Origin of the sequence: Kitasatospora sp. DSM 101779 (assembly GCF_025655475.1) — a bacterium.
In the GTDB taxonomy this organism is placed as follows: Bacteria; Actinomycetota; Actinomycetes; order Streptomycetales; family Streptomycetaceae; genus Kitasatospora.
Map to the genome: position 1 here is coordinate 2469848 of NZ_JAHTIK010000001.1, position 17075 is coordinate 2486922.

The following is a 17075-nucleotide window of genomic DNA, read 5'->3' on the forward strand; positions in this document are numbered from 1 at the left end:
ACTGTGCAGTTCTCAAACAACGACCAGACACCCACCATCCACACCCGAGAGTGCATCAAGTGGAGCCGGCATCCACGAGGAAACCTTCGTTCCCTCAGGACCCAACAGCGTGCCCGACCCGAACAGTTCACATCACGCGTTCCACGCCGAAGCAGTACTAGCGTCCATGACTCTGTCCGTGCCGAATAGTCAACGTTCCACCCATGAGCTAGCACTCCGGAACACTCGTCCGAAGCTGCCGTGCGCTCCTTAGAAAGGAGGTGATCCAGCCGCACCTTCCGGTACGGCTACCTTGTTACGACTTCGTCCCAATCGCTGGTCCCACCTTCGACGGCTCCCTCCCAAGGGTTAGGCCACCGGCTTCGGGTGTTACCGACTTTCGTGACGTGACGGGCGGTGTGTACAAGGCCCGGGAACGTATTCACCGCAGCATGCTGATCTGCGATTACTAGCAACTCCAACTTCATGGGGTCGAGTTGCAGACCCCAATCCGAACTGAGACCGGCTTTTTGGGATTCGCTCCGCCTCACGGCATCGCAGCCCTTTGTACCGGCCATTGTAGCACGTGTGCAGCCCAAGACATAAGGGGCATGATGATTTGACGTCGTCCCCACCTTCCTCCGAGTTGACCCCGGCAGTCTCCTGTGAGTCCCCGACATTACTCGCTGGCAACACAGAACAAGGGTTGCGCTCGTTGCGGGACTTAACCCAACATCTCACGACACGAGCTGACGACAACCATGCACCACCTGTACACCGACCACAAGGGGGCTGATATCTCTACCAGTTTCCGGTGTATGTCAAGCCTTGGTAAGGTTCTTCGCGTTGCGTCGAATTAAGCCACATGCTCCGCTGCTTGTGCGGGCCCCCGTCAATTCCTTTGAGTTTTAGCCTTGCGGCCGTACTCCCCAGGCGGGGAACTTAATGCGTTAGCTGCGGCACCGACGACGTGGAATGTCGCCAACACCTAGTTCCCAACGTTTACGGCGTGGACTACCAGGGTATCTAATCCTGTTCGCTCCCCACGCTTTCGCTCCTCAGCGTCAGTAATGGCCCAGAGATCCGCCTTCGCCACCGGTGTTCCTCCTGATATCTGCGCATTTCACCGCTACACCAGGAATTCCGATCTCCCCTACCACACTCTAGCCTGCCCGTATCGAATGCAGACCCGGGGTTAAGCCCCGGGCTTTCACATCCGACGCGACAGGCCGCCTACGAGCTCTTTACGCCCAATAATTCCGGACAACGCTCGCACCCTACGTATTACCGCGGCTGCTGGCACGTAGTTAGCCGGTGCTTCTTCTGCAGGTACCGTCACTTGCGCTTCTTCCCTGCTGAAAGAGGTTTACAACCCGAAGGCCGTCATCCCTCACGCGGCGTCGCTGCATCAGGCTTTCGCCCATTGTGCAATATTCCCCACTGCTGCCTCCCGTAGGAGTCTGGGCCGTGTCTCAGTCCCAGTGTGGCCGGTCGCCCTCTCAGGCCGGCTACCCGTCGTCGCCTTGGTAGGCCATTACCCCACCAACAAGCTGATAGGCCGCGGGCTCATCCTGCACCGCCGGAGCTTTCCACCAACCCCCATGCAGAGGAAGGTCGTATCCGGTATTAGACCCCGTTTCCAGGGCTTGTCCCAGAGTGCAGGGCAGATTGCCCACGTGTTACTCACCCGTTCGCCACTGATCCACCCCGAAGGGCTTCACCGTTCGACTTGCATGTGTTAAGCACGCCGCCAGCGTTCGTCCTGAGCCAGGATCAAACTCTCCGTGAATGATTACCCGTCATCGGGTGCACACTCGCGTTGAGCGGCACGGCAACCACCGGAATAGGTGGCCCCGCGCACTGCGTCCTCGCTGTGTTATTTCAAAAGGAATCTCCAACCGATCGATTGCCCGACCGGCCGGGGATGTCAACATATCTGGCGTTGACTTTTGGCACGCTGTTGAGTTCTCAAGGAACGGACACTTCCTTCGGACCGCCTTCCAGCGGACCCTCCGGGCGTTTCGCTCTTTCGTGTTTCCAGCTTATCAGATCCGCACCCGGCTGTTTTTCCGGGGCTTTTCGGATTCGCTTTCCGCCTTTCGGCGCCCCCGAACTCTAGCAGAGTTTTTCGCGCACATTTCCCGGCCGATTTCTCGAAGGGGTGTGCGACGGTCGACTCGTCGGAGGGAGGGGGCCGTTACCGGTTCGCAACCAGTTTCGGCGACTCGTCCAACGTTAGGGCACCGAGCTGCGAGCGTCAAACACGCGGGGCCGGATCTGGCTGGATCCGGCCCCTGTGGGGTGTAGCTGCTGTTCAACCGCGGTGCGGTTTAGGCCACCTGACGTCAGGTCAGCTGCCTCAGTTCGACGCGACCTCGACCGCGGCGAGGTTGCGCTTGCCGCGCCGCAGCACCAGCCAGCGGCCGTGCAGCAGGTCCTCGGCGGCAGGAACGGCCTCCTCGTCGGCGACCTTCGCGTTGTTCAGGTAGGCGCCGCCCTCCTTGATGGTGCGGCGGGCACCCGAGCGGCTCGGGGCGAGCCCGGTCTCGACCAGCAGGTCGACGACCGACTGCAGCTCGGTGACCGTGGCCTTCGGAACCTCGGCGAGCGCGGCGGCCAGGGTGGCCGGCTCCAGGTCGGCGAGGTCGCCCTGGCCGAAGAGCGCCTTGGAGGCCGCGACGGCACGCTCGTACTGCTCGGTGCCGTGCACCATCGTGGTGAGCTCCTCGGCCAGCGCCCGCTGGGCGAGGCGCGCGGCCGGACGCTCGGCGGTGTCCCGCTCCAGCTGCTCGATCTCCTCGCGCGAGCGGAAGGAGAAGATCCGCAGGAAGTTCGAGACGTCCCGGTCGTCCGCGTTCAGCCAGAACTGGTAGAAGGCGTACGGGGTGGTCAGCTCGGGGTCGAGCCAGACCGTGCCGGACTCGGTCTTGCCGAACTTGGTGCCGTCGGCCTTGACGATCAGCGGGGTGGCCAGGGCGTGGACGGACTTGCCCTCCGCCTTGCGGATCAGGTCAGTGCCGGCGGTGAGGTTGCCCCACTGGTCGCTGCCGCCGGTCTGCAGGGCGCAGCCGTAGCGGCGGTTCAGCTCCAGGAAGTCCATGCCCTGGAGGATCTGGTAGCTGAACTCGGTGTAGCTGATGCCCGCGTCGGAGTTGAGCCGACGGGCGACCGCCTCCTTGGCGATCATGTTGTTGACCCGGAAGTACTTGCCCACATCGCGCAGCAGGCTGATCGCCGACATGCCGGACGTCCAGTCCAGGTTGTTGACCATGCGGGCCGCGTACTCGCCCTCGAAGTCGAGGAACTTCGAGATCTGGCCGCGCAGGCGCTCCACCCAGCCGCCCACCGTCTCGGGGTCGTTGAGCACGCGCTCGGCGGTCGGCTTGGGGTCGCCGATCAGACCGGTGGCGCCGCCGACCAGGCCGAGGGGCAGGTTTCCGGCCAGCTGCAGGCGCTTCATGGTGAGGATCTGCACCAGGTTGCCGAGGTGCAGGCTGGGCGCCGTCGGGTCGAAGCCGCAATAGAACGTGACCGGGCCGTCCGCGAACGCCTTGCGCAGTGCGTCCTCGTCGGTGGACAGGGCGATCAGCCCACGCCACCGGAGCTCGTCGACGATGTCCGTCACGGTCACGCTTCTCCTTCGGTCGCGTCCGGCGGTGTCCGCGGCCCGCCGTGGGCCGCGTGCCTGGACGACTCCAGCGTTCTAGAGAGTACGCGCATCCGGCCAGCGGATTTCCGCCCGGCCACGGGGCGGACGGAAATTCCGTTGTTGCCGGTGGCCACCCGAGTTCACAGTGGACCCACCGCCGAGAGCGGCGAGGACGGGACGGTCGTGCCCTGGCGGTGCGGCCGCACAGGGGAGGTGGCCGGAACGATGCGCAACACGCTGGTACTGAATGCGAGCTACGAGCCGCTGACGACGGTGTCGCTGAAGCGCGCCGTGGTGCTCGTCCTGCAGGACAAGGCGGTCGTGGAGCACGCCCATCCGCTGGGGATGGTGCGCGGTACCGGTGTGGCCGTTCCGGTCCCCCGGGTGATCAGGCTGAACCGTTATGTACGGGTGCCGTTCCGACAACACGCGCCGTGGTCGCGGCGGGGCGTCCTCGTCCGGGACCAGCACCAGTGCGCCTACTGCGGCCGCCGGGCGACCACCGTGGACCACCTGGTGCCCAGGTCGCGCGGCGGTGCCGACAGCTGGATGAACACCGTGGCCGCGTGCCCGGAGGACAACCAGCGCAAGGCCGACCGGACGCCGGAGCAGGCCGGGATGAAGCTGCTGCGGCGGCCGTTCGAGCCGACGCCGGAGGCGACCCTGATGCTCGCCCTCGGCCTGCGCGGCAGCGAGCTGCGCGAGCTCGCCGCCTGGCTGCCGGCCAGCGCCTGACCCCGGCCGCGACCGACGGGCCGGCACTCGACCGGCCGGTGCCCGCACGGGCGGCGGCCGCACGGCGGGGACGGGCACTGCTGCCCGGCCCGGTGGACGCACGCCGCCGGCCGGCCCGATCGGGGGACGGGCCGGCCGGCGGCGTGCGCTGCGTCAGCCCTTGGCCTGGAAGGCGGTGGCGGTGCCGTAGTTGGCCGAGTGCTCGGGGAGCACGACGACCTTGCCGTCGGCGGAGAGCACCCGGCCGGCCGTGAGCAGCGAGCCGATGCCCTGCGGGAAGGCGCCGCCCTGGGTCTCCTGGCCGCCCGCGAGGGCGAAGCGGCTGATGTGCGCGGGCTGGTCGAGGCGCTCGTCGACGGCGAGCAGCAGGCCGCCGCCGTCCAGGCCGACCGCGCGGGACTTCCGCTTCTCCGCGATGGCGGTCGTCCAGGTGGGCTTTCCGGTGGCGAGGTCGTAGGCGGTGACGGAGGTGGCGGCGCCGACACCGTCGGCCGGGCCGAGCGCGGCGACCATGGTGTTCTGGTGGAAGAAGACGGTCGGCGCGGTGTCGAAGGTGCCGCGGCCGACGTCGAGGCGGCCAGCGTCGCCGGTCACCGGGATCTCGGCGGCCGGGTCGCCGGAGGTGCCCCAGGCGAAGATCCGGTCGTCGGTGGGCTTCTCGCCGGTGGTGGCGACGACGGCGGGTTCGGCGGAGAGCACGGTGACGGTCTTGGGCTTGTTGTTCAGCCCGCGCCACCACTTCACCTTGCCGTCGGCCGCGTTGAGGGCGACCGCCTGGTCGGTGGGGGTGCTGTCGGCGCAGCTGCTGTGCAGCACGACCGTGGCACCGCTCGCGCCGCCGGAGAGGCTGCAGAACTTGCCCTGGCCGGTGTACTGCCAGAGGTCCTTGCCGTCCGCGGCGGCCCAGGCGAACGCCTTGTCCTCGCCGACCGCAACGACCTTGTCGTCCAGGACGGAGACCTTGGCGTCGTAGCCGTCCTTGGTGTCGGAGAGGTTCTTCGTCCAGGCGGTCTTGCCGGTCTTGGTGTCGACGGCGGCGAGGACGGTGCAGGGGCTCTTGGGGTCGCTGCCGGTGCGGAAGAGCACGCCGCCGAGGCCGGCGGTGTTGACCGACGGGGAGAGGCCGCAGGGGGCGGCGCCCTGACTGGGGGCGGTGACGGACCAGGTGGGCTTCCCGTCGGCGAGGGCGTACGCCTGCACGCCGTTGCCGTCGGCGCGGACCACCGCGTCGGCGGTGACCCAGGAGCCGGCGAGGGTGTCGTCGGCGGAGGCCGCGGAGCCGGCGGTGGGCTTGGCGGCCCAGGCCTTGGCGTGCGCGACGGTGTAGGTGCGGGCGGCCGCGGAGTCCTCGCCGCCGCCGGACTTGTCGCCGTCGTCGCCGCCGGTCACCAGGACGGCGGCGGTGACCAGGACGGCGAGCGCGGCGGCGCCGGCACCGGCCCGGATCAGCAGGGTGCGGCGGCCGGGGCCGTGGTCCGCGGAGACGACGGCGGTCGCGGCCGCGCGGGCGCGGTCGGTGATCGAGCGGCGGCCGCCGGCGTCACCGCCGTCCGCGTCGTCGCGGTAGTCGTCGCGGTACTTGTCGTCGCGGGTGACGACGTAGGGGCTCAGGGTGGCCGCGGAGGTGGCCTCGGGGTCCTCGGCAGGAGTGGCCGTGCCCTGGCCGCCGGTGTCCGGGAAGCCCACGGTCGGCATCTCCGGCTGCTGGGTCTGCCAGCCGTCGTACGCCGGGTCGGCCGGGGCGTAAGGCGAGGACTCGGTGGTGATCTGCGCGTACGGGTCGGCGGTGCCGGTGGAGCTCGCGCCGTAGGCGGCGTAGGGGTCGGTGTAGGCGGCGTTCGCCTGGTGGGGGTCGCCGGTCTGCTGCGGGATCTGCTCGTACCCGCCCGCGTAGTAGCCCTGCTGGTCGTAGCCCTGCTGCTGGCCCGTCTGCTGCTGATAGCCCTGCTGCTGGTAGGCCTGCTGCTGATAGGCCTGCGGGTCGTAGGCCTGCTGCTGGTAGGCCTGAGCGGTCTGGGTGGGGTCCCAGGCGGCGGTCTGCTGCTGCCAGGCCTGCTGGTCGGCGCCCTGCTGCCAGGTCTGCTGGTCCGGGCCGGCCTGGTACGGCTGCTGCTGCTGTGCGGCCGCCCAGGGGTCGGCCGGCTGGTCCGGCTGGGGCTGGTACCAGCCCTGCTGCTGGTAGTCCTGGCCTGCGGTGGGCTGCTGGCCGGTGCCGTCGTGCGGGTACCCCTGGTCGTACGTCCGGGGAGGGTCCTGAGCCATGAAATCCGTCCGTCCCGACTGCTGCTGCAAGCGCCCAGCATCTCATGGCGGCCGGAGCACCCCGCCGGAACGGGGTGCTCCGCGGGCTGAGCCGGCGTCAGGACGTGGTGCGCAGCACGTCGTCGATGCGGGCGGCGAGGGTGGTGTCAAGGCCGGTGAGGCCGCCCGCGCTGTGGGTGGAGAGGGCGAAGCGCAGGGTGCGCCAGCGGATGTCGATGTCGGGGTGGTGGTCGAGTTCCTCGGCGGCGACGGCGACGGTGTCGACGACCCGGATCGCGGTCATGAAGCTGGCGGTCTCCGCGGTGCGGACGATCGCCTCGCCCTCGCGGTGCCACTCGGGCAGGGCGGTCAGGGCCGCGGTGATCTCGTCCTCGGTCAGCCGGGTTCGGCTCACGGGTGCTCCCGGTGGTCGCTGGCGGGCCCGCGGCGGGCGGGCCGCCGGCCGCGGGGGTGCGTCACAAGGAGCATAGGAAGGCGGGGGCACCGCGGCCGGGCGACACGGGGTGTCAGGTGAGCAGCAGCCGGGTGACGGCGGCGAGGCCGACGACGACGATGACGGTCCGCAGCACGGGCGGGGGCAGTCGGCGGCCGACCTTGGCGCCGATCTGGCCGCCGACCACCGATCCGGCGGCGATGAGCAGCACGGCCGTCCAGTCGATCGGGGCGACGAAGAGGAAGAAGACCGCGGCGACGCCGTTGACGATCAGGGCGAGGACGTTCTTGGTGGCGTTGATCCGCTGCATGTCGTCCTGGAGCAGCATGCCCATCAGGGCGAGCAGCAGGACGCCCTGGGCGGCGCCGAAGTAGCCGCCGTAGACGCCGGCGAGCAGGACGCCAGCGAAGAGCAGCGGGCCGCCCTCGGCGCTGCCGCCGCCGTGGCCGCGGCGGGCGGCCACCGCTCGGGAGACCCGGGGCTGGATCACGACCAGGACGAGGGCGCAGAGGATCAGCGCGGGGACGATGGCGTCGAAGGCCTTGCTGGGGAGCTTGGTGAGCAGGTAGGCGCCGGTAAGGCCGCCGATCAGGGAGGCGGTGCCGAGGCGGAGCAGGCGGCGGCGCTGGCCCTCGAGTTCACGGCGGTAGCCGATGACGCCGCTGATCGAGCCGGGGACCAGGCCGAGGGTGTTGGAGACGTTGGCGGTCACGGGCGGCAGGCCGAGGGCGAGCAGCACGGGGAAGGTGATGAGCGTGCCGGAGCCGACCACGGTGTTGATGGTGCCCGCACCCACACCGGCCAGCAGGACCGCCAGCGCTTCCCAGACCGACATCCGTGATTCCCTCCTTCGCTCCTGTCACTACGGATCATGCCGGAGGAGGAGGGGCCGGGCCAGGGGTGATCCACGATCCGGACCGGTGTCGGCCCCGCGGGGGCGTTCCGCTCTCCCGCGGGGCCCGGCGGTCACCGGACGGGCGTGCGCTCGGGTGCGGCCGCAGCGTCCCGGGCCAGCCACTCGGCGAAGGTCACGGTGCCGCGGGTGTCGGGCCGTCCGGTGGTGAGGCCGCCGGCGCGCAGGGCCCGTCCGAGGGCGCCGGGCAGCGGCAGGGGCAGTTGCAGGACGCGGCGGCCGGTGACGGCGCGCCAGGTCCGGGCGAGCTCGCGGGCGTCGGCCGTCTCCGGGCCGGCGGCCTCCACCCGGCCCAGGCGGGCGGGCCGTTCGGCGGCGTCCGCGACGGCGCGGGCGGCGTCGGCGGCGGCGATGGTCTGCAGCCGGGCCTTCGGCACGGGCAGCAGGCGCCAGCGGCCGAGCGCCGCGAAGGCCTCGCCGGCCAGTTCGTGGAACTGGGTGATCCGGACGACCGTCCACGGCACCGGGCCCTCGGCGACGGCCTGCTCCTGGGCCGTCTTCACCCTGTAGTAGCCGACCGGCACCCGGTCGCAGCCGACGATCGAGACGCAGACGTGGTGGCCGACGCCGGCGGCGCGTCCGGCGGCGAGCAGGTTCCTGGTGCCGTCGACCAGTGCGCGTTCGGCGCCCTTCGCCGAGCGGCTGTTGGCGGCGTCGACCACGACGTCGCAGCCGGCGAGGGCGGCGGCCAGCCCGGCTCCGGTGGTGAGGTCGACCGGGTGCTCGGGCGAGCGGCGGCTCAGCACCCGGACGTCGTGTCCGCGTGCGCGCAGTTCCTCGGTGACGTGGCTTCCCAGCGTCCCCGTACCTCCGACGATGGCGATTCTCATACCAGGGGGACGACGCAGCCCGCCCGGGTGTGACATCACGGCTCCGGCCTGCGCCGGCCCGGTACGGGCGGCGCAGGCCGGAGGGGTCTGCCGGGGCCTTACGGCAGGCTCACTCGGGGTCGATCCGCGGGTACTCGCGGGTGGTCTCGACCCGCGGGCGGGCGACGTGCTTGGTCTCGGTGTCCACCGGGCGCGGGGCGGCGGCGGAGGCCGGGCCGGCGCCGTTGCCGCCGGTCAGGCCGGTGAACGCGCCGCCGAGGCCCTTGAGCGCGTCGCCGACCTCGCTGGGGATGATCCACAGCTTGTTGGAGTCGCCCTTGGCGAGCTCGGGCAGGGTCTGCAGGTACTGGTAGGCGAGCAGCTTCTGGTCGGCGTCGCCCTCGTGGATGGCCTCGAAGACGGTGCGGATCGCGGCGGCCTCACCGTCGGCGCGCAGCACCGCGGCCTGCGCCTCGCCCTCGGCCTGCAGGACGGCTGCCTGCTTCTCGCCCTCGGCGCGCAGGATCTGGGCCTGCCGGGCGCCCTCGGCGGTGAGGATCGCGGCGCGCTTGTCGCGGTCGGCGCGCATCTGCTTCTCCATCGAGTCCTGGATGGAGGTCGGCGGCTCGATCGCCTTCAGCTCGACGCGGTTGACGCGGATGCCCCAGCGGCCGGTGGCCTCGTCGAGGACGCCGCGCAGGCCCGCGTTGATGACCTCGCGGGAGGTCAGGGTGGACTCGAGGTCCATCGAGCCGATGATGTTGCGCAGCGTGGTGACGGTGAGCTGCTCGATGGCCTGGATGTAGCTGGCGACCTCGTAGGTCGCGGCCCGCGGGTCGGTCACCTGGTAGTAGATGACGGTGTCGATGTTGACGACCAGGTTGTCCGAGGTGATGACCGGCTGCGGCGGGAACGGCACGACCTGCTCGCGGAGGTCGATGCGGTTGCGGATGGTGTCGATGAACGGCACCACGATGTTCAGCCCCGCGCTCAGCGTGCGGGTGTAGCGGCCGAAGCGCTCCACGATCGCCGCGCTGGCCTGCGGGATCACCTGGATCGTCTTGATCAGCGCGATGAAGGCCACCACGACCAGGACGACCAGCACGATGAGGACGGGTTCCACGATTCTCCCCTAGACGACCAGGGCGGTGGCGCCCTGGATTTCGACGACGTCGACCTGCTGCCCCGGCTCGTAGACACTGCCGGGGTGGAGTGCCCGGGCCGACCAGATCTCGCCGTTGAGCTTGATCCGGCCGCCCTCCCCGTCGACCTTCTCCTGTACGACTGCGGTGGCGCCCTCGAGCGCCTCGATGCCCGTCTTGATCGCCGGGCCCTTCTGCAGCTGGCGGTACGCGATCGGCCGGACGAACACCAGAAGTGCGACCGACACCGCCACGAACACCAGGAACTGCGGCACCACCCCGGCTCCGAGGGCCGCGGTGAGTGCCGCGGCGCCCGCCCCGATCGCGAACATGGCGAACTCGGGCATCGCGGTGATCACCAGCGGTATGCCGAGGCCGACGGCGGCCAGGAGCCACCAGATCCAGCTGTCCACGAGGCCATCCTAGGGAGGGGAATGCTTGTGACGCCTAGCTTCCCGCAGGTGAACAGGCGGAAACCGGCCGCCCGCGCGGGGGCCGGGTGTTCAGCGGAGTTCAGTGGTTCAGCACCGCCGGACCTCGTCGCCGCGGACACCGTAACGGCCGCCGGGCCGCGCACCCGCCGGAGCGGGTGCGCGGCCCGGCGGCCGTCGCGGACGTGCGGTCAGCCCAGCGGCAGGCCCTGCGCGGACCAGCGGTCGCCGCGGCGCTCCAGGGTCAGCGGCAGGCCGAAGCAGAGCGACAGGTTGCGGGCGGTCAGCTCGGTGTCGATCGGGCCGGCGACCAGCACCTTGCCCTGACGGATCATCAGCACATGGGTGAAGCCCGGGGCGATCTCCTCGACGTGGTGGGTGACCATCACCATCGACGGCGCGTACGCGTCCTGGGCGAGCGCGCCGAGGCGGCGCACCAGGTCCTCGCGCCCGCCGAGGTCGAGGCCGGCGGCCGGCTCGTCCAGCAGCAGCAGCTCGGGGTCGGTCATCAGCGCGCGGGCGATCAGGGTGCGCTTGCGCTCGCCCTCGGAGAGGGTGCCGAACTTGCGGGTGGTGTAGCCGGCCATGCCGAGCCGGTCCAGCAGGGCCAGCGCCCGGGCCTCGTCGCTGCTGTCGTACTGCTCGTTCCAGGTGGCCGTCATGCCCCAGGCCGCGGTCAGCACCGTCTGGAGCACGGTCTGCTCGCCGGGCAGCTTGTCGAACATCGCGGCGCTCGCCAGGCCGATGCGGGCCCGGAGCTCGAAGACGTCGACCGAGCCGAGCTTCTCGCCGAGCACCGCGGTGGTGCCGGAGGTCGGGAAGAGGTACGTGGAGGCGACCTGCAGCAGGGTCGTCTTGCCCGCCCCGTTCGGGCCCAGGACCACCCAGCGCTCGCCCTCGGCGACCGACCAGGAGACCCGGTCGATCAGCGCGCGACCCTCCCGGACCACGGAAACGTCGACGAGCTCCAGCACGTCACTCATGCCTAGCCTTCCCCAATGCAGATGTCGGCCGTCCGAGGGCCGGCGGCATCGGGCCTCGGGGTGCGGTCCAGTGGTCTCGACAGTCGGTGCGCGCGGGCAGCGTACTCCCGCCGGTCCGGCGGGCGGGACGGGATGCGCCGCGCGCAGCACAGCCCAAACCTACGCCACGCGGATGGCGGAGTTGTCCGTAGGCTGGCGGGATGCTCGCCACACCTGCCGCCAATCCCTTCCAGGAGCCGCGCTCGGCCCGGCTCACCGCCTGGGGCAACGCCCTGCTCGCCGGCTCCGCGTCGCCCGACGACGCCGCTGCGGCCGTGCTCGGCGGCGACGAGTCGCACCGGGTCACCGGACTGCCCGGTGACGCCGAGGGCGAGCTGCACGGCCTCACCTGGGCCCTCGGACGGCTCCGCGTGCTCGGCGTCCGCGGGCTGCGGCTGGCCCTGCCCTCCGCCGGGCACCCGCTGGGGCTGACCGGACCGGCGCCGTTCAACGCCGGGGCGATGGCCGCCGGGGAGGCGGTGCTGGCCGTCGGCGTACCGATCGGGCTGGTGCCCGAAGTCAGCGTGTTCGGGCCGGAGGGCGACCGCTCGGCGACCGTGCTGTGGCGCTGCTCGGAGGTCAACGACACCCCGCCGGCGGACGTCCCCTCGCTGCACGAGGCCGAGTTCGAGCTCACCGACGGACTGCGGCAGGCCACCGCGCTGCTCACCCGCCTCGACGTCGCCGGCGCCGGGCCGGAGGCGCTGCGGGCGCTGGAGGCGTACCGGCGGCGCGGGCACTCCGAACTGCTGGCGCCGGGGTACCCGCTGCGGGCCGTGCGGGTGCTGGAGTCCGCCCGGCAGGTGTCGGCCCTGCTCTCCATCGCCTCCGGCGGGCACGGGGCGGCCGTGTCCGCCTCCGAGATGGCGGCCCGCCGCGAGGTCCTCGCCCCGCTGGAGCGCACGGCCCGCCGCGCCCAGGTCGCCGCCTACAACGCCCTCGTCGACGAACCGCGGTAGCCAACCACCAGGGGCGCTGGGGGTTGGACCCGCGCCCCTGCGGGTGCTCCTAGGCTTCGGCGTTGCGGACGGCCCAGAGGGCGGCCTGGGTGCGGTCGGCGAGGTCGAGCTTCATGAGGATGTTGGAGACGTGGGTCTTCACCGTCTTCTCGGACAGGTGCAGGGCGCGGGCGATCTCCCGGTTGGAGCGGCCGTCGGCGATGTGGCCGAGGACCTCGCGCTCGCGGTCGGTGAGGGTGCCGCCGCGTCCCTGGGCGGGCCGCGGGCCGTCGTCGGAGAGCAGTGCCTCGGCGAGTTCGGGCTGCAGCAGCACGTGCCCGGCGTGCACCGAGCGGATGGCGCCGGCGAGGGCCTCCGGGTCGACGTCCTTGTAGACGTAGCCGGCGGCGCCGGCCCGCAGGGCGGGGACGACGGTGCGGTGTTCGGTGAAGCTGGTGACGATCAGGACCTTGGCCCGGTTGCCCTGGTCGCGGAGGATCTTGAGGGCTTCGATGCCGTCGACGCCGGGCATCTTGAGGTCCATCAGCACGACGTCGGGCCCGAGGTCCCGGGCGAGGGCGGCGCCCTCGGCGCCGTCCGCGGCCTCGCCGACCACCTCGATGTCGTCCTGGACCTCCAGGAAGGTGCGCAGTCCGCGCCGGACCACCTGGTGGTCGTCGACCAGCAGCACGCGGATCATCGACTGGCTGTCAGGCACCGGGGACCTCCATCTCCACGACCGTCCCCTTGCCCGGGGCCGACTCCAGCGTGAGGGTGCCCCCGACGGCGGCGGCGCGGTCCCGCATCGAGACCAGGCCGAGGTGGCGGCCGGCCCGCCGGACGGAGTCCGGGTCGAAGCCCTGTCCGTCGTCGGTGACCCGCAAGACGGCCCCGCGGGCCGGGGTCCCGGCGAGCGAGACGTCGACCGTCCGGGCGCCGGAGTGCCGCAACGCGTTGTGCAGGGCCTCCTGGGCGACCCGCAGCAGCGCGGCCTCCTGGGCGGCGGGCAGTGCCTTCACGTGCCGGGCACTGAAGCTGACGGCGGCGGTGTGGGCGCGGTCCAGCACCTGCACCTGGGAGGCGAGGGTGGCGGTGAGGCCGTCCTCCTCCAGTGCGGCGGGCCGCAGTTCGACGACGACGGCGCGCAGTTCGTCGGCGGCCTCGGCGGCGAGCCGGGCCACCTCGGCGAGTTCGGCGCGGGCCCGGGCGGGGTCGCGGTCGACGAGGGTGGCGGCGGCCTTGGCGGTGAGGCGCAGTGAGAAGAGCTTCTGCGAGACGGCGTCGTGCAGGTCGTGCGCGATGCGGGCGCGTTCGCCGGCGAGGGTGAGTTCGCGGCTGCGCTCGTAGAGGCGGGCGTTGGAGAGGGCGAGGGCGGCGTGCGCGGCGAGGATGCGCAGCAGTTCCTCGTCGTGGGCGGTGAAGCCGCCGGGCTTGTTGGCGAGGAAGACGGCGCCGAGGATCTCGGTGCCGTCGACGATCGGTATGCCGAGGAAGTCGGTGAGCTCGGGGTGCGCGGCGGGCCAGCCGCCGAAGTCCGGGGCGGTGCGGACGTCGGCGAGCCGGGTGGGCGTCAGCTCGTGGAGCATCGCGGCGAGGACGCCGTGCTGGCGGGGCAGCGGGCCGATGGCGCGCCACTGTTCGTCGGTGACGCCGTCGACGACGAACTGGGCGAAGCCGCCGTGGTCGTCGGGGACGCCGAGGGCGGCGTACTCGGCGCCGAGCAGGGTACGGGCGGAGGCGGTGATCCGCTGGAGGACCTCGCGGACCTCCAGGTGGCGGCTCATCGCGAGCACGGCGGTGCTGATCGCCTCGATCCCGCCCAGGCAGGGGTCGCAGGCGGGGGCGGGTTCCTCGGGCGGCATGTCCCCCACGCTACCGCCGGGCGGGCCGCCGGGGCATGAGGCGACCGGCCTAGGTCCGGGGGCGTACGGCGGGCGCGGGATGCCGTCCCGGCGGGCGCCGCGGCGCGGACACGGCGACGGGCGGCATCCCGGCCCGGGGGATGCCGCCCGTCGTGTGCGGTGCGGGGCGGGTCAGCCCTTCTGCATGACCTCGGGCTCGTGGCGGCGCAGGAAGCGCTGGACGAGGAAGGCGAGGCCGACGGAGATCGCGATCAGGGCGAACCAGTTGAGGAAGAGGTGGCCGACGGTGTGGTCCCACAGCGGGTCGACGACCGGCTTGGGCGGGCGGACGTCGGTGTTGTAGGTGACGGCGGAGGTGTGGGCCAGGTCGAGGGTGTTGCCGCTCGCGGCGAGGCCCCAGCGGCCGGGCATCAGCCAGGCGAACTGCTCCAGGCCGGGCTTGTCGAAGACCTGGAAGATGGCGCCGGTGAAGACCATCTGGACGATGGCGAACATGACCAGCAGCGGCATGGTCTTCTCGGCAGTCTTCACGAGCGCCGAGATGGTCAGGCCGACCAGCATCGAGGTGAAGCTCAGCAGGATCACGCCGATCGCCATCTCGGCGGCGGGCATGCTCTTCAGCAGCAGGCCCTCGGCGGGCAGGTCGCGGGTCTTGAAGGCGATCGCGGAGATGACGCCGCCCTGGACGAAGCTGACCAGGCCGAGCACGACGATCTTGGAGACCAGGTAGGCGGAGCGGGAGAGGCCGGTGGCCCGTTCCCGTTCGTAGATCGCCCGTTCCTTGATCAGTTCTCGGACGGAGTTCGCCGAGCCGGAGAGGCAGGCGCCGAAGGCCACCACGAGCAGGATCATCTTGGCGATGTCGTTGCGCCCGGAGGCGGCACAGGCCGCCAGTCCGCAGTGGTCGGGGATCAGCACCGAGACGCCGCCGAGGACGAGCGGCAGCACCAGGGAGAGCAGCATGAAGCCCTTGTCGGAGCCGATGACCGCGAGGTAGCGGCTGATCAGCGTCCACAGCTGGGAGCCCCAGCTCTGCGGCTTCGGCGGACGGACCTGGGCGAGCGGCACGCTCGCGGTGGCGTGCTGCACGGGGGCGTCCACGTCGGCGGAGTACTGCCGGTAGTGGACGGAGCCCTTGTAGCGGCCGGCCCAGTCGTGGTCGGGGTAGTTCTCGAAGGCCTGGAAGACGTCGGCCCAGGTCTCGTAGCCGAAGAAGTGCAGGGCCTCGGACGGCGGGCCGAAGTAGGCCACCGAGCCGCCCGGCGCCATGACCAGCAGCCGGTCGCAGAGCGCGAGTTCGGCCACCGAGTGGGTGACGACGAGGACCGTGCGGCCGTCGTCGGCCAGACCCCGGAGGGTCTGCATGACCTCGCGGTCCATGCCCGGGTCGAGGCCGGAGGTGGGCTCGTCCAGGAAGATCAGCGAGGGCTTGGTGAGCAGCTCCAGGGCGACCGAGACGCGCTTCTGCTGGCCGCCGGAGAGCGCGGTGATCCGGTTGTCGGCGCGCTTGTCGAGACGCAGCTCGTACAGCACCTCGTCGATCCGGCGCTCGCGTTCGGCGGCCTCGGTGTCGCCGGGGAAGCGCAGCCGGGCGGCGTACTTGAGGCCGCTGCGGACGGTGAGCTCCTTGTGCAGGATCTCGGACTGCGGCACCAGGCCGATGCGCGAGCGGAGCTCGGCGAACTGCTGGTACAGGTTCTGGTTGTCGTACAGCACCTCGCCGCGGTCGGCGGGGCGGTAGCCGGTCAGGGCGCGCAGCAGGGTGGACTTGCCGGAGCCGGACGGGCCGATGACGGCGACCAGGGACTTCTCCGGGACGGAGAAGGAGACGTCGTTGAGCAGGACCTTCTTGCCGCCCTTGAACTCGACCTCGACGGTCAGGTGGCGGGCGGAGAAGGTGACGGCGCCGGTGTCGACGAACTCCTGCAGCTGGTCGCCGACCAGGACGAAACTGGAACGGCCGACCGTCAGGCGGTCCTGCGGCCCCATCAGCTGACGCTGCACCGGCTGGCCGTTGAGGAAGATCCCGTTGTGGCTGCCGAGGTCGACGATCTCCCAGCGGCCGTCGGCGAGCTGCCGAAGCTCCGCGTGGTGGCGGGAGACCTGCAGGTCGGAGACGACGATGTCGTTGTCCAGGGCGCGGCCGATGCGGATGGTGCGCATGCCGGCGGTGAGGTTGCGCACCATCGTCGGGTTGCCGAGCCCGTTCGGCAGCGGCGGCTGGCCCTGCTGCGGAACGTGCGCCTGCGGCGTGACGGGCGCGTGCTGCCCCTGGTGCGGCACGACCGGCTGCGGCGCCGGGGTGTCCCACTGCTGGTGGACGGGCGGCTGCGGGTGCTGCGCCCAGGGCTGCTGGGCCGGGGCCTGGTGGGCCGCCGGCGGCTGTGCGGCCCGGCTGGTCACCGCCTCGTGGACGCCGGGCTGCGGCGCGGGCGCCTGGGCCGGCGCGGAGAAGGCGAGTCTGGGGCCGTTCTCGGCGTTGCCGAGGTGGACCACCGCACCCGGGGGGAGCGGCACGTGCTGGGTGCGGGCGCCGCCCGCGTAGGTGCCGTTGGTGGAGCCGTGGTCCTGCAGGTGCCACCCGGCGCCGTCGAAGGAGATGGTGGCGTGCCGCCAGGAGACCCTGGCGTCGTCGAACGCGAAGTCCGATGCCGGGTCCCTTCCGATGGTGTACGCGCGGCCCGGCTCCAGGACGGTCTGCTGCCCGTTGAGCTCCAGTACGAGTTGCGGCACGTCCGCCTGCCCCCGCTCTCTCGGTCCCCCGATTGGCTCCCCGACCGGGGAGTTGCGCCTGTGAATCTGACGGGGGAATCATTCCAGCCCTTCTGCCGTACCTGAAAGTCACCTCGGGCTTTGTGACCGGCCGGCAACGAAACCGGGGCACCGGCGTCGTCCCAGCG

13 protein-coding genes and 1 rRNA gene are annotated in these 17075 nt (G+C 71.3%); 2 read left to right on the forward strand and 12 right to left on the reverse strand.

The features are described from left to right. Positions 1-253: 253 nt before the first annotated feature. A 16S ribosomal RNA gene (locus KSNIM_RS11470) occupies positions 254-1768 on the reverse strand. 570 nt (positions 1769-2338) lie between these two features. Continuing rightward, positions 2339-3604, reverse strand: a complete 1266-nt coding sequence (tyrS, locus tag KSNIM_RS11475) for a tyrosine--tRNA ligase (RefSeq protein WP_263107908.1) — start codon at positions 3602-3604, stop codon at positions 2339-2341. A gap of 249 nt (positions 3605-3853) precedes the next feature. Here tyrS and KSNIM_RS11480 point away from each other — a divergent pair, with 249 nt between their 5' ends. Then, entirely contained in the window at positions 3854-4363 is a 510-nt protein-coding gene (locus KSNIM_RS11480; RefSeq protein ID WP_263103140.1) for an HNH endonuclease, read from the forward strand. Positions 4364-4516: 153 nt separating this feature from the next. On the opposite strand, the gene KSNIM_RS11485 is transcribed toward KSNIM_RS11480, so the two are convergent. The 7 genes from KSNIM_RS11485 to KSNIM_RS11515 form a co-directional block, all read right to left on the reverse strand. Then, positions 4517-6625 (reverse strand): PQQ-like beta-propeller repeat protein, encoded by a 2109-nt coding sequence (locus tag KSNIM_RS11485; RefSeq protein WP_263103141.1) that lies wholly within the window; start codon positions 6623-6625, stop codon positions 4517-4519. A gap of 97 nt (positions 6626-6722) precedes the next feature. Beyond that, complete coding sequence (locus tag KSNIM_RS11490; RefSeq protein WP_263103142.1) at positions 6723-7019, reverse strand: 4a-hydroxytetrahydrobiopterin dehydratase; 297 nt, start codon at positions 7017-7019, stop codon at positions 6723-6725. Between the two features lie 112 nt (positions 7020-7131). Beyond that, positions 7132-7893 carry a sulfite exporter TauE/SafE family protein gene (locus KSNIM_RS11495; protein ID WP_263103143.1) on the reverse strand — a complete coding sequence of 254 codons (762 nt, stop codon included), beginning with the start codon at positions 7891-7893 and terminating at the stop codon, positions 7132-7134. 131 nt (positions 7894-8024) lie between these two features. After that, positions 8025-8801 (reverse strand): SDR family oxidoreductase, encoded by a 777-nt coding sequence (locus KSNIM_RS11500; RefSeq protein ID WP_263103144.1) that lies wholly within the window; start codon positions 8799-8801, stop codon positions 8025-8027. A gap of 109 nt (positions 8802-8910) precedes the next feature. Next, complete coding sequence (locus tag KSNIM_RS11505) at positions 8911-9903, reverse strand: SPFH domain-containing protein (RefSeq protein ID WP_263103145.1); 993 nt, start codon at positions 9901-9903, stop codon at positions 8911-8913. Between the two features lie 9 nt (positions 9904-9912). Beyond that, positions 9913-10323, reverse strand: a complete 411-nt coding sequence (locus tag KSNIM_RS11510; protein WP_317634107.1) for an NfeD family protein — start codon at positions 10321-10323, stop codon at positions 9913-9915. A gap of 221 nt (positions 10324-10544) precedes the next feature. Further along, positions 10545-11336 (reverse strand): ABC transporter ATP-binding protein, encoded by a 792-nt coding sequence (locus tag KSNIM_RS11515; RefSeq protein ID WP_263103147.1) that lies wholly within the window; start codon positions 11334-11336, stop codon positions 10545-10547. A 200-nt stretch (positions 11337-11536) separates the two neighbouring features. Here KSNIM_RS11515 and KSNIM_RS11520 point away from each other — a divergent pair, with 200 nt between their 5' ends. Beyond that, positions 11537-12334, forward strand: coding sequence for a hypothetical protein (locus KSNIM_RS11520; protein ID WP_263103148.1), 798 nt, complete (start codon positions 11537-11539; stop codon positions 12332-12334). Between the two features lie 49 nt (positions 12335-12383). On the opposite strand, the gene KSNIM_RS11525 is transcribed toward KSNIM_RS11520, so the two are convergent. From KSNIM_RS11525 to KSNIM_RS11535, 3 genes are all read right to left on the reverse strand, one after another. Next, positions 12384-13013, reverse strand: coding sequence for a response regulator (locus KSNIM_RS11525; protein WP_263107909.1), 630 nt, complete (start codon positions 13011-13013; stop codon positions 12384-12386). Positions 13014-13023: 10 nt separating this feature from the next. Then, on the reverse strand, positions 13024-14175 hold the full coding sequence (locus KSNIM_RS11530; protein WP_263103149.1) for a GAF domain-containing sensor histidine kinase: 1152 nt from the start codon (positions 14173-14175) through the stop codon (positions 13024-13026). A gap of 171 nt (positions 14176-14346) precedes the next feature. Next, complete coding sequence (locus tag KSNIM_RS11535) at positions 14347-16908, reverse strand: FHA domain-containing protein (protein WP_263103150.1); 2562 nt, start codon at positions 16906-16908, stop codon at positions 14347-14349. Positions 16909-17075: the final 167 nt, after the last annotated feature.

Bases quoted from the DNA above. Each gene is read 5' to 3' on its own strand.
- KSNIM_RS11480 (WP_263103140.1), top strand. From the start codon at position 3,854: ATGCGCAACACGCTGGTACTGAATGCGAGCTACGAGCCGCTGACGACG.
- KSNIM_RS11485 (WP_263103141.1), bottom strand. From the start codon at position 6,625: ATGGCTCAGGACCCTCCCCGGACGTACGACCAGGGGTACCCGCACGAC.
- KSNIM_RS11495 (WP_263103143.1), bottom strand. From the start codon at position 7,893: ATGTCGGTCTGGGAAGCGCTGGCGGTCCTGCTGGCCGGTGTGGGTGCG.
- KSNIM_RS11500 (WP_263103144.1), bottom strand. From the start codon at position 8,801: ATGAGAATCGCCATCGTCGGAGGTACGGGGACGCTGGGAAGCCACGTC.
- KSNIM_RS11515 (WP_263103147.1), bottom strand. From the start codon at position 11,336: ATGAGTGACGTGCTGGAGCTCGTCGACGTTTCCGTGGTCCGGGAGGGT.
- KSNIM_RS11520 (WP_263103148.1), top strand. From the start codon at position 11,537: ATGCTCGCCACACCTGCCGCCAATCCCTTCCAGGAGCCGCGCTCGGCC.
- KSNIM_RS11525 (WP_263107909.1), bottom strand. From the start codon at position 13,013: ATGATCCGCGTGCTGCTGGTCGACGACCACCAGGTGGTCCGGCGCGGA.
- KSNIM_RS11530 (WP_263103149.1), bottom strand. From the start codon at position 14,175: ATGCCGCCCGAGGAACCCGCCCCCGCCTGCGACCCCTGCCTGGGCGGG.